Source organism: Stieleria tagensis (assembly GCF_024129865.1).
GTDB lineage: Bacteria > Planctomycetota > Planctomycetia > Pirellulales > Pirellulaceae > Stieleria > Stieleria tagensis.
In genome coordinates, this window is sequence record NZ_JAMYFE010000009.1 from 20,389 (window position 1) to 33,464 (window position 13,076).

Below are 13,076 nucleotides of genomic sequence, written 5' to 3' on the forward strand. Positions count from 1 at the left end.
GCAAATCGCAAAGGTGTCTCTGCCGGCACAGGATGCAAGCTTACCCATACGTCGTGAGGGAAGCGATCGGTTCACTCGGTGGTGCTACCGACGCAATAAACGCCAAAAACCCGTGAAATGATGGTGTTGAATCGTCCCAAGTGGACTTTCGGTGCGACTTTGTGGACTGGGTAATCCGGGCGGCGAACTATCGACTGCTAGCGGACACCGTTAAACTGTGGCTGACGTTTTCTTTGCCCTTCGGTTTCATCCTGCCCCAATCGTCGCCGTGCCTGCTGCTGGATCGATTCGATTTGTTGCTACCGCGATGCTCCTTGCCGGGTGCGTCGTTTCATTGACCGTGTCGCCAAACCAAAGGGTTGCCGCAGCGGAGTCGACGGAAGAGTCGATTGCGTTGTATGCCGACGCGGCCAATTTTCAAACCAGTGGTGCGCTCGGACTTGCCATCGAAAGTTGGAACAAGTTCTTGCAGACCTACCCCGACGACGATCTGGCTTCGAAAGCAGCGCACTATTTGGGTGTCTGCTACATGCAGCAAGAAAAACCGGACTACGTCGCTGCGGCCAAAGCGTTTTCCGTCGCGCTGACGGACAAAGAATACGAGTTGCGAGAGGAGAGTTTGGCAAACCAGGGTTGGTGCTATTACGCCTCGGCCGGCGATGGTCCCCAGCGTGATGCAGAGAAGCTCAAACAAACCATTGCGACGTTTGATTTGTTGCGCAAGGAGAATCCCAAGAGCGACTATATCGATCGCGCTTACTTCTACAGCGGCGAAGCGGCGTATGGTTTGGGACGGCGTGAGGAAGCGGTCGATCTGTACGATCGTTTTCTGGCACTGCCGGCGGCCAAGGATTCGCCGCTGCGATGTGACGCTCTGTACGCCCGCGGAATCGCTCAGGAAGAACTGAAGCAGTCCGATAAAGCGGTGGCGTCGTTTAAGCAACTGTTGAGTGATTGTCCCGATGGCCAGCTGGCGGTCGATGTGCAACTGCGATTGGGCGATCTGATGATCATGCAGCGTCAGTTCCCCGCAGCGGTGGAGGCGTTCGAAAAAGCGATCGCATCGTCCAAGCAGGACGCCGATAAAAGTTACGCGATCTTTCGCCAGGCCTACGCTTTGGTGCAAGACGAAAAACCCGCCCAGGCCGGAGCGCTCTACGACCGCCTGCAAAACGAGTTTCCGGATTCACCCTATGCTGCCAACGCGACCTTGGCATCGGGGCAAAGCTTTTATCGTGGCGGTCAAACGGAGCAGGCGGCTGAGCGGTTTGAAAAAGTGTTGACACAGAACAACGCTGCCGCCGCGACGGAAGCCGCACACTGGTTGGCACGGATCCGACTGGCCGCTCAAGACGCGCCGGGAGCCATCTCGGTCGCCCGTCAGCAAATCAAATCCGGCGCGGAAGGCGATTTCGCAGTGGACCTGCGAGTTGATTTGGCCGAAGCATTGGCGATGAATCCCGACACGACCGGCGAATCAATCCAAATCGCCGAGCAGGTCTTTCGCGATGCACCGGATGACCCACTGGCGCCACGCGCGCTTTACAACGCCGCGTTCTCGGCGCTGCAGTTGAACCAATTCGACCAAGCCAATGGTTTGGCGTCGGAGTTCCTGGCTGCCTTTCCCAATGACGCGCTGGCTGCGGATGTGCGTTTCATCATCGCCGAAAGCGATTTGTTGATGGGCAAGACCGATCTGGCCATCAAGCACTACAAACAATTGCTCGAGCAAGCGCCGGCGGACAACTTGCAGCGGCCCCTGTGGGTGTTGCGGACCGCCGTCGCGATGAATTCCGGCAAAGCGTTTGCTGACACGATCAAGTTGTTGCGATCCGAACAAGCCGGTTTCAAGCTGCCGGCGCAACAGGCCGAAGCCGAATTTCTGATTGGGCAGGCACAGTTGTTGTCCGCCCAACCCGCCGACGCGGCCAAGGCATTTGCCGCTGCCGCCAAGGCTGACCCGCAGTGGTCGCGAGCCGGCGAATCGCTGTTGTTGCAAGGCACCGCGTTGCTGTCGGCGGGTGATTCCGCGCAAGCCAAACAGACTTGGTCGCAATTGGTCGAACGCGAATCGGATTCGGCGATGGCGGACCAAGCTCGCTACAAATTGGCGCAACTGGCCAGTAACAGTGGCGATCACCCGGCGGCGATCAAGTTATACGACCAGATCATTGCCGCGGATCGGGACACCGGCTTGATTCCCTATGCGATTTACGGGCTCGGATGGTCTCAGATGCAGCAAGGCGATCATCAACAGGCGGTGGAAACACTCGGCAAGATCGTGACGGATTTGCCAAACCATCCGTTGACCGATGACGCGCTGTTGGCACGTGGGATTTCCAATCGCAGTGTCGGTGATCTGGATGCGGCAAAATCGGATCTAACGAAGTATCTGGAGCTCAAGCCGACCGGCAACAACCTGGGGCATGCATTGTACGAGCTGGCTTTGGTCGATCAGAAACAGGACCGGCATGACCAGGTCGTCGCGCGATTAAACGAATTGGTTCAGAAAGTCCCCGACTACCCGGCGATGGACAAAGTCCTGTACGAATTGGGGTGGTCGCTACGAGAGTCCGGGGATGACCCGAAAGCCGCTGAACAGTTCGTCAAATTGCTAAAGCAGTTTCCTGACACGCCGTTGGCAGCCGAGGCGGCCTACTTTGTGGGGCAACAAGAATACAGTGCCGGTGAGTGGGCGGAGGCGGCCGATCACTTTCGTATCGCTGCGGATCAAACCACCGATGACGCCATGGGTGAAAAGGCGCTTTATCGATTGGGATGGTCGCTTTACAAGGATGGCAAACTGGACCAAGCCAAACAGGCGTTCGAGCAACAAGCGAGCAAACATCCCAGCGGAAAACTGGCGATTGATGCGGTGATGATGGCCGGTGAATGCTTGTTCAAAAAGGGCCAATACGAACCCGCATTGGCAGCCTATGTGGCCGGTCGTGAAAAAATTCAACTCGCCGATGACAATGCGGACACCGTCCGCGACCCTGCCGAACGCCAGGTCCGTGAATTGATTCTGCTGCACGGCGGCCAGTCGGCGGCCCAATTGAAACAGTGGGACGACGCGATCGGTTGGTACGATGAATTGAAACAACGTTTTCCGGCCACGGCCTATTTGCCACAGGTCTTTTACGAAACCGGGTTCGCCTACCAGCAAAAAAATGATCTGCCCCAGGCACTGAAATACTTTGGCCAAGTCGCCGAGCAATACCGCCGCAGCGAAGTCGGTGCGCGAGCCCGGTTCATGATGGGCGAGATTCATTTTGGCGAAAAACAATTCGACCAAGCGATCCCTGAATTCCAACGTGTGATGTACGGCTTTGGCGGAGAACAGGCGGCGGACGAGATCAAGAATTGGCAAGCCAAAAGCGGGTTCGAAGCCGGGCGTTGCAGTGAGCTACTGATGCAATCGGCACGCACGCCTGAAGCCAAAAGCAGTGCTCTGAAATTTGCAACGCAGTTCTACCAGTACGTGGTTGGAAAACACCCGGGGCATGACCTGGCCAAGAAATCCGCCGAGCGTCTGGAGGCGCTGCAACGATCGTGAATTCGACAGACATCCATATCGATCTTCGCCGGTCCAGTGGGCGACAACGCGTTCTTTCTGTGGGGTGGTTGTTCGTCGTTGTGATGGCGGCTTGCCTGTGTGGGGCCGACGCGTCAGCCCAACAGGAGAACGAACCGCCGATCAATGCCGCCGACATTCAAGCGGTGATGAATGCCGAGCAAGCCGAGACCGCGCCGCCGGTTGTCGAACCGTCCGGGATCGACATGCTGTCGCTGATCCTAAGCGGCGGGCGGTTCATGATTCCGATCGGTTTGATGAGTCTGTTGGTGGTGGCGCTGGCGGTCGAACGGTTTCTGAGTCTGCGGCGGGGGAAAATTCTGCCGCGCCGGTTGGTGCGTGAGCTGCGAGACAGTGCGGATCCGATCGACTCATTCGACCCACCAAAATGCTACCAGGCTTGCTTGGAAAACCCTTCGCCGACGGCCAGCGTGGTCGGCGCGATGTTGATGCGGACCGGTCAGCCGTTGGCGGAAATCGAGCGCACCGCCAGTGAAACGATCGGCCGCGAGGCGGATCGCTATGCAGCGCCCATCCGCTGGTTGGGTCTGGCCGCCGCAGCAACGCCCTTGATGGGGTTATTGGGCACTGTCTGGGGAATGATCGTGGCGTTCCACGAATCGACCTCGCTGTCGGCCGACCGGTCTCGCAGTGAGCAGCTTTCCGAAGGCATTTACACCGCACTGGTCACCACATTGGCCGGCTTGGTCGTCGCCATTCCCGCAGCCATTCTGGCTCAGTACCTGGAGAACCGAGTCGCCAAACTGTTTCATGATCTGGAACAGTTGGCGTTCGATTTGGCGCCGGGACTGGCACGCTTTAGCGGACGCCGCCGGTTGGATGGTTCCGGTGAATTGGTGCCCATGGATTCCATCGATGGGGTCTCCAGCGGTGCCGTTCCGCCGCCCGTCCCACCCCCGCATGCCGACGGTGTGCAGCGGGCATCGGGCGAACCTGTCAAAGCGAGCTGAGCGATGGCCGTCCAGATCAAACGCTCCAGCGTCGCCGGAACCCTCAGTCTGACACCGCTCATTGACGTGGTGTTTTTGTTGTTGATCTTTTTCTTGGTCACCAGTGAATTCGAAGACGAAGAGCGCCGGCTTGATATTGTGCTGCCGACGGCGACCAGTGCCGTGCCGATGGTCGGCAAACCGCGTGAGATCGTGATCGACATTGATTCCTCCGGCCAGTTGTTTCTGCGCGGTCAGAAAACATCGTTGGAGGATCTGGAAAAATTGTTGAAGGCCAGTGTGGCCAGCAACCCCACCAACCAGTCGGCCGTGATCCGCGCCGACCGCGAGGCATCGTTTCAACCGGTCGTCAGCGTGATGGATGTCTGCAATCGAACGGGCATCAGCGATTACTCCGTGACCACACAGGAAGGCCCTGGCGAAGCCGCAGTCGAGTGAATCGATCCGTGAAATCCAACTCCAACCACCGTGTTGACAACCAACCGGCCGATTCAGGGCGGATGTGGCCGCTGGATGTGTCGGCCGTTGCGCTCGGTGGGTTGGTGTTGTTTTTGATCGTCACCCAGTTTCGTTTTGACGATCCACGATTGCTGTACAACGCCAAGACATACCTGATCGCGGTGCCCTGTGTCTCGTTGGCGCTCGCCCTGGTGCTGCGGCGTTTGACATCGCAGTACTTTCGCAAATCGATTCAGTTGGGATTCCTGTTCAGTGTCTCGCTGCACCTGTTGTTGTTGATCTTTGCAATCCACTATGTGGTGTTTTCGGCCTATCAGCCCCTGGTTTCCAAAGGGGAAAAACGGGAGCGGACGCCGATCCGCAAAACCGTTCCCGAACATCTGTTTCAGGCACCCAAGGAATCCAAAGAGTCACCGGATTGGTCGAAACCGGTCGAGGCAGAAACCAAGTCGCGGGTGATTCCCAAAGAACAGCGGCAACTGCCGCCGGTCGAACGCTCACAGGCTCGATTGGAGGTTCCCAAGCCGAAGCAGCCGGAAACGCAGCCGATGCAAAAGTATTTGATGGAGCGTCAGCAGCCTAGCGCGGCCCAGCCCATGCCGGCCGACGCGCCGGGAAAATTGGCACGTCGGGTCACCCCAAAAACGGCGCCCAAACCCCAGTCGGCCGCGATCGAAGTGCCCTCCCCTGCCCTGCAGATGACCGAGCCAGCAAAGGCCGCGCCGAGTGAACGCAAGCTGGCGGATGCTTCGTCACCGAGTGCTTCGCGTCAGGCGCCCAGTCGGTTGGATCGCGTTGCGGTCGGTCCTCAAGCAACGAATTCTATCCAGCCCCGAGCGCTCACACCCACCGCGGCTTCGCAAAGCCCAACCGAAGCGTTGCCGACGATCGGTGATGCGGGTTTGGCACAGGCACGCCGCTCGCGCAATGTTGCTCGCCCGGCAGCCGTCGCCGGCGCAGCACCGGCGCCGGTCACGGTGTCCGTGGCGCGGCAATCCGCCGACGCGTCGATGATGTTGTCGCCGGTCGAGATGCCGACGCAGCGAAGTGGTGAAACCACCGGCGCGCAAATGACCACCGGCCAAGCCCCTAGTTTCATGGCCGACCAGACACAGCCCGAACCGACCGGTGGCTCGGCGATCGCGCGCAACACCCTGTCGGCAGCGGCGGGCGCACCCGATGTCGATGCCGGGCCGGCCGCGCGGGCACCGGGACGTTCACGACGCATCAATGTGGCCCAGGGCGCCGCACCGATCGGTTCGATCAACCCAGCCGAATCGATCCCCGCAAGTTCGGCCGGTACGCAAGGGTCGGGGACGTTCCAGGCGATGGAAGATCGGCTTGGTGCGTCGGAATCGTTAGCGGATCGGCGGGACGATGACGGCGGTTCGGTCACGCCGGATTTAGCGGCCGGTGGCGCGCCCGGTTTGGAACTGGATTTGTTGGCGGATCGAGGGCCGGTCGGCATCAGTCAGGTGCCGGCACCCGCCGCCGGTTTGACCCCCAGCGACATGCAACCCGAAATCGCCGCGATGGAATTGCCACGCCAGGCCAGACCACGCCGCCAAATCGGTGGGCCGGCGACACCGGCGGGGACCAAAATCGCGGCGGTCGAATCATTTTCGCGACGGGTGATGCGGACCAGTGGTGGAAACGCGTCGAGCGCGCCGGGATTGGGCGGCCCGGCAACCGAAGAAGCCATCGAACGTGGATTGGCGTTTCTGGCCAGTGTGCAAAACGACGACGGTAGCTGGTCGCTGCAAGGACACGGCGATGCGGTGTTGCTGCGCAGTGACACCGCCGCCACCGGGTTGTGTCTGTTGGCATTCCAGGGCGCCGGCTACACCCACACCCAACATCAATACGCGCAAACGGTCAGCAAAGGGTTGAAATTTCTGATCGACAATCAACGCACCAGTGGCAACCTGTATCGCAGTGAAAACGAGATCAGTGACCGCAATGTGATGTTTTATTCGCACGGCATCGCCGCGCTGGCAATGTGCGAAGCCTATGGGATGACGCAGGATCGCGAGCTTCGCCAATCCGCCCAGGAAGCTCTGAACTATGTGATGGCCACGCAACATCGAGAGCGTGGCGGTTGGCGCTACTCGCCACAGGTCAGCAGTGATACCAGCGTGACCGGATGGATGATGATGGCGCTCAAAAGTGGCGAACTATCCGGTCTGGATGTTTCCCAAGCCAGCTACGATGGAATTGATCATTGGTTGTCGCTGTCCAGCGAAAGCGAAGACCGACTGGATCGCTATCGCTACAACCCCTTTGCACTCGATACGCCTCAGCAGCGTCACGGCCGGGTTCCCACCCCGACGATGACTGCGGTCGGGATGTTGATGCGAATGTACAACGGCTGGCGCCGCGATGAACCGGCAATGCAGTCGGCCGCCGAGTACCTGTTGAAGTATCCGCCACAATTGGGAGATCGCCGACGACCGCGACGCGATGGTTACTATTGGTATTACGCCACCCAATTCATGTTTCACATGGGCGGTGACTATTGGGACCGATGGAATCGTTTTCTGAATCCGCTGTTGTTGGAAACCCAAATCAAAACGGGCCCGGAAGCCGGCTCCTGGGATCCGGAATTACCCGTGCCCGATCGTTGGAGCACTCACGCCGGACGGCTGTATGTGACGACCATGAATCTGTTGAATCTGGAAGTTTATTACCGGCACCTGCCGATCTACGAAGACACCGCCGGCGAGTAGTGCAGGTGGCCTGACGGCCACGGCAGTGGATCTGCCGGCCTCCGGCCTGCGGAGGATTCCTTCGGCCTGTGGAGGATTGCGATGTCGCGGACGGGGGCGTTTGGATTAGGCCGGAGGCCGAAACATCGTTTGCCGGTTGCGTCAGCAACCGGACTGTTTTGAGCGTGTTGAAGTGAGCCCGCAGGGCGGCACATTTGCTTGTGTCGCCCGCTGGGCTGTTGTTGGGAAGAGTTGGTTTTCCGTGGCCTGACGGCCACGGCAGTGGATCTGTCGGCCTCCGGCCTGCGGAGGATTGGTCCGGTCTGTGGAGGATTAGTCCGGTCTGCGGAGGATTGCGATGTCGCGGACGGGGGCGTTTGGACTAGGCCGGAGGCCGAAATATCGTTTGCCGGTTGCGTCAGCAACCGGATTGTTTTGAGCGTGTTGAAGTGAGCCCGCAGGGCGGCACGTTTGCTTGTGTCGCCCGCTGGGCTGTTGTTGGAAAGAGTTGGTTTTCCGTGGCCTGACGGCCACGGCAGTGGATCTGTCGGCCTCCGGCCTGCGGAGGATTAGTCCGGCCTGTGGAGGATTGCGTACAACCTGAAAACAATTGCCCCCCGCTTTGGCGGCTGACAATGCGGTTGTGTTAAAAAATGCGGATCCGGTAAAGATAGCGGGAGAGGAAGGTCGATGGGGTGACAGGGATTATGCTGTCCCCGAATTTTGATTCTTTGATGCCGCACGGCAAGGACGCTGACGCGTGAGCAAGTTAGATCCGCAAAACGCTGGCAAACTCGATTCTGACACTGCCGATTCGTTTGCCGCAGGCCAGAATTCGCTTGCTGGCAAAAAAACGACGTCCGCTAGCAAATCGCGAGGGACTGGCACGTCTCCTTCGCCGCTGTCAAGCAGCCGGCCGACCGCTACCAAGAGTGGTGGTGGATTGCTGGTCATCATCGGCGGCGTAGCCTTGTCGGCAGGCTTTTATGGCGTTGTTTTTGCAACCCAATGGGCGCCGCTTGAGCGTTATTTCTTAGGGCACCCTGTCGCGGTCGCTGCCACCGTTTTGTTTTGTGTCGCGCTTGCGATTTTGACCGAAAAATTCTTCAGCGTGCGCCGGCAATGGAAGCTGTTGGCTGCGACGGATGAGGACGTGTTGGCGCCCCGTGCTGGTAGTGATTCGCCGTCGGATCAATTTCACAATCAACATGATGCTGGATTTGTCGCTCGCGCCTGGGCAAATGATTTGCTACAGCTACCGCGGGGGCTGAATCGATCGCAAATGGTCGGCCGTCTGCGCGAGGTTTTGACACGTCAGTCGGGCCGTGGAACGACCAAACACTTGGCCGATGACTTGCGTGAATTGTCGGGGCGTGATGCAGACGTCGCGCACGGTTCGTTCACGCTGATCCGAATCATCGTTTGGGCGATTCCGATGTTGGGGTTCTTGGGAACCGTGATCGGAATCACACAAACGCTAGGCGGATTAGATTTTTCCAATGGCAACGCGGCGGTCGACAACTTGAAAAGCGGGCTGTACGTCGCTTTTGACACCACCGCATTGGGTTTGGTGCTATCGATCGTGGCAATCTTTTTACAGTTCCCGGTCGAAAAGAGCGAGCAGGATTTGTTGGCGGCGATTGACCACCGCGCTAGCTATCTGACCGGTTTGTATTTGCCCGGAGACGATGCGGCTGACAATCAGTTCGAATTGCTGGCCAGTTTGTGCGAAGGCGTTCGCGCTGCGGTTGCGGAATCGCTGAGCAACCAGACGGTGTTGTGGCGAGTGACGATTGACGAAGCCCAAGGGTATTGGCAACAGGCGCACAACGTCCAGGCAAAGAGCATTGTGACGGCGGTCGAAGAAACGTTGGTGCCGGCGCTGCGAGACCATGCGGGGCGATTGGAATCGGCGACCGAGCGAAACCAAGCTCAGTTGGCGGGCCAATTCAATCAGTGGCAAACACAATTGTCCGCTTGGCAACAAACGATGATCGAGGGCGCCGATGCGATGACCAAACATCAAGAGACGGTGTTGGACCAAATTGATCAAACCGTGATGGTGGGCGAGCAAGCGCATGCGTTGTTGCAGATGCAGCAGACCTTGAACGCCAACCTAGAAAAATTGGATCAAGCCAATCGTAGCATCGACGCAAACATCGGTGCTGCGGCCGGAAATGGGATGGCGGATGCGATGATCGTGTTAGCCCGAGCGGTCGATGTTTTGACACGTGAGATGGTGGTGGCTAAAACCGCAGCGACTGATAACCAGAGGCGTGCTGCATGAGCGGACGTCGACGCCAGACACTGTCGCCGACTCTGTTTCCGTTCTTAGCCGTGTTGGTCTGTACGCTGGGGACGTTGATTTTGTTGTTGGCCTTGGTGGCTCAGAACACAAACGATGCGGCCGAACAAATCGCCGAACAGGCCGCTGAAAAAGCGTCTGAAATGGAGAACCATTTGACCGTCGGCCAAGTCAAGGAACTGATCGAGGAAGAACAGTTTCGCTTGGACGAATTGGTCTCATTCCGCGATGCACAGACCAGCGATCTAGAAGATCGACGGAATCAACTGGCGCACCTGGACGACCACATGCGGCGAATTCGCGAGCGGTTGCAACAGATCGGCGATGCGATGCAACGCGCGCTATCCGACCAGCCGATGCAAACCGTGTCGGCCGATGAAATCGCAGCGCTGCGACAGCGATTGATCGCTGAACAACGCCAAGTCGAAAAGCTGCGCGACGAAGTCTCGTCGGAACGGCCGCGCATCGTGATCGTGCCACATCAAGGACCCAACGGAACCACACGCCGTCCGATCTATTTGGAATGCACTCGAAAAGGCGTCACGATCTGGCCGGAAGGGGTTGAGATTAGTACCTGGCAATTGGAGCATTCCTCACGCGATGCCAATCCACTAGACGATGCGCTCCGCGCCGCACGGTATCACGCCATGCAGGAATACGGCGACCAAGTGCCACCGTATCCGATGTTGGTGGTTCGGCCCGATGGCGTCGACAGCTACTTTGCCGCTCGCGCCGCCATGTTGGACTGGGATGACCAATTCGGTTACGAACTGGTTCCCGACGAAGTCGCGTTGGCGTATCCCAAACCGGATCCGGAAATGCGCAAGCGGATCGAGTATGCAGTGGCCCAGGCCGCCAAGCGTGTCCAAGCCCAAGCGATCGTGCAACGCAGTTATGGACGCGGGACCGGGCGCCCCGGTTCGGCCCAGACCAGCGGTTCACCTTACGCTAGCGGGGCTGGATCCGGCGTGGCTTCTGCCGATCCGTCGGGTTCGAATTCCGGTGGCAACATGCCGCGGTTGTCTGTTTCTCAGATGGATCGCGAAGGCCGACGGAGCGGCTACAACGACCACCGTACCCTGCCACTGCCAACCTATGGCGGCGGTGGGAGCGGCAGTTATGGCAGCGATCAACCGGTCACGGCCGAAGCTGCCAAGCGTCGTTTGGAACGCCAATTGGAAGAGTCCGCATCGTTGCTGGCTGATGGTGACGGGGAACAGTCCTTGGGCCAAGCCGCCCAGCAGCTGTTGGGACAAACAGGTGATCAAGGTTCGCCGGATGGCCGCCAACAGGAATCCGAATTCGACGCGGCAAATGCCGATTCGACCAGCGGATCAACCGCCCAAGACGCATTGGCGATGGCGGTTGGCAATTCAGACCAAGGTTGGTCGCGGCAGGCAAACTCTCAAGCTGCAAAACCGATCGACGGTGCACCCGCCGGCGTCGGCCCAAGCGCCGGCGTGACGCCACGTACCCAGGCGATGAACCAGCCCAAGACATCCCAGCGTCCACCGGCAGGGGCACAGGCACAAAGCGGGTCCAATCAATCGACGAGTTCATCATCGAGTGATCAACAACAGCCCGCCAACAACACTAAACAAATGGTTCGCCGAGAAGGAGCCAGTTGGGCGTTGCCCAGTCACGTCGCCATGGCACAAGGCAATGACATCGTGCGTTCGTTGAACGTCGAAGTCTATCCGGATCGTTTCGTGTTGCGGCCCAGTGCCGGTGGCCGCGCCGCGCAAACGTTCCATGTACAGCCAACCGGAGTGGAGTCGGCGACGGTGTTGATGGCCACCGAAATCCGTGATCGCATCGATCGCTGGGGCGCGGCCATTCCGGGCGGTCGTTGGTCACCTCGCTTGCAAGTGCATGTGATGAGCGGTGGCGAAGCGCGTTACAGACAATTGGGACAACTGATGAACGGCAGTGGCATTCCGATCGAGCGGGCGGCCTATCGGCAAGCCGGTACCGCTGAACCAGGAGCAGTTCAATGAGTAAACGTCACGGAGACGGAGTGTCGGTCGGTCACGATGCGTTCTTGGACATTGTTGCCAACCTGGTCGGAATCCTGATCATCTTGGTCGTCGTTCTGGGCGCCCAGTCGCACGCGGTCATTCAGCAAGTTCAACAATCGCCGGTCGAATCAACGGATCCGAATTTGCGTGCCGCCGGCGATAAAGACATGCAGGGTTTAGCACTGATGGCGGCTCACGCGGCATCGGCGCAATCCGACTCGATACGATTGGAACGCACGGTCAAAGTGCTGGACGCAAAAATCGATCAACAATCCGAGCGGCGGACGGTCATGCTGACGCTGTTGGAACAAGCCGAAGCGGCCTGGCAAGAAGAACAATCCAAATTGGATGACCAACGTCGTGCCGCATCGCAGCGTGACGCTGAAGTGTCAGCATTAAAAGACAAGATTGCCGATCTTTCCGGGACGCGCGAGCAACTGCAAAACCAATCTCCCAAAGTGATCGCCGTTTCGCACCTGCCGACGCCGATGGCCAAGACGGTGTTTGGCGAAGAACTGTATTTGCGTTTGAAGGAGAATCGCGTGTCGGTGATTCCTTTCGAAGCCCTGGCGGATGAAATCGAGCGGGATTTCCATCGCACCGCCAGCGGTGGTCGGGAAGGGGTCAGTGACGCGGCGGTCGGCCCCGTCCGCGGCTATGTCGCCCGCTACGTGATGAATCGAGAAAACCAACTGGTCCCGCAAGGCAATAAGATCGCACGAATGACCCGGGCGCGGGTGATGATCGCGTCATTCGAACCGCTGCAGGAACCGCACGGGGTGCCGATCGAGCAAGTGCTGGCCAATGACGATTGGTTGGACGTCGAACTGTCCGGTTTTCCCACGGGGACAACCACCGTGACCGTGGCGGTCTATCCGGACAGCTACGGTGCGTTTCGCAAGTTGAAAGAAAAGATCTATGCCAAAGGCTATCCGACGGCTGCCCGACCGATCTCCGCTGGCAGCCCGGTCTATGTGAACTTTGCCGGTGGCGGATCCAAATCCGTCGCCCAGTAGTAGTAGGCCAGGTGAAACCTGGCGGGAT

The 13,076-nt window shown here is 58.8% G+C and carries 7 protein-coding genes; all 7 read left to right on the forward strand.

Annotated features, from left to right (window positions below):
- Positions 1 to 268 precede the first annotated feature (268 nt).
- The gene (locus NHH03_RS01045; protein ID WP_253153818.1) at positions 269 to 3,556 is read left to right on the forward strand and encodes a tetratricopeptide repeat protein; all 3,288 of its coding nucleotides are present in this window, start codon (positions 269 to 271) and stop codon (positions 3,554 to 3,556) included.
- Positions 3,553 to 4,545, forward strand: coding sequence for a MotA/TolQ/ExbB proton channel family protein (locus NHH03_RS01050; protein WP_253153820.1), 993 nt, complete (start codon positions 3,553 to 3,555; stop codon positions 4,543 to 4,545). The genes NHH03_RS01045 and NHH03_RS01050 overlap by 4 nt, the downstream gene beginning before the upstream one ends.
- 3 nt (positions 4,546 to 4,548) lie before the next feature.
- Entirely contained in the window at positions 4,549 to 4,983 is a 435-nt protein-coding gene (locus tag NHH03_RS01055) for an ExbD/TolR family protein (protein ID WP_253153821.1), read from the forward strand.
- A gap of 62 nt (positions 4,984 to 5,045) precedes the next feature.
- On the forward strand, positions 5,046 to 7,730 hold the full coding sequence (locus tag NHH03_RS01060) for a prenyltransferase/squalene oxidase repeat-containing protein (protein ID WP_261364009.1): 2,685 nt from the start codon (positions 5,046 to 5,048) through the stop codon (positions 7,728 to 7,730).
- Between the two features lie 739 nt (positions 7,731 to 8,469).
- A complete protein-coding gene (locus NHH03_RS01065; RefSeq protein ID WP_253153824.1) occupies positions 8,470 to 9,996 on the forward strand; it encodes a MotA/TolQ/ExbB proton channel family protein in 1,527 nt (508 codons plus the stop codon).
- Positions 9,993 to 12,011 (forward strand): hypothetical protein, encoded by a 2,019-nt coding sequence (locus tag NHH03_RS01070; protein WP_253153826.1) that lies wholly within the window; start codon positions 9,993 to 9,995, stop codon positions 12,009 to 12,011. The genes NHH03_RS01065 and NHH03_RS01070 overlap by 4 nt, the downstream gene beginning before the upstream one ends.
- A complete protein-coding gene (locus NHH03_RS01075) occupies positions 12,008 to 13,048 on the forward strand; it encodes a hypothetical protein (RefSeq protein ID WP_253153827.1) in 1,041 nt (346 codons plus the stop codon). The genes NHH03_RS01070 and NHH03_RS01075 overlap by 4 nt, the downstream gene beginning before the upstream one ends.
- Positions 13,049 to 13,076: the final 28 nt, after the last annotated feature.

Coding starts and splice junctions, on each gene's coding strand:
- NHH03_RS01055 (WP_253153821.1), top strand. CDS start 4,549: ATGGCCGTCCAGATCAAACGCTCCAGCGTCGCCGGAACCCTCAGTCTG.
- NHH03_RS01060 (WP_261364009.1), top strand. CDS start 5,046: ATGTGGCCGCTGGATGTGTCGGCCGTTGCGCTCGGTGGGTTGGTGTTG.
- NHH03_RS01070 (WP_253153826.1), top strand. CDS start 9,993: ATGAGCGGACGTCGACGCCAGACACTGTCGCCGACTCTGTTTCCGTTC.
- NHH03_RS01075 (WP_253153827.1), top strand. CDS start 12,008: ATGAGTAAACGTCACGGAGACGGAGTGTCGGTCGGTCACGATGCGTTC.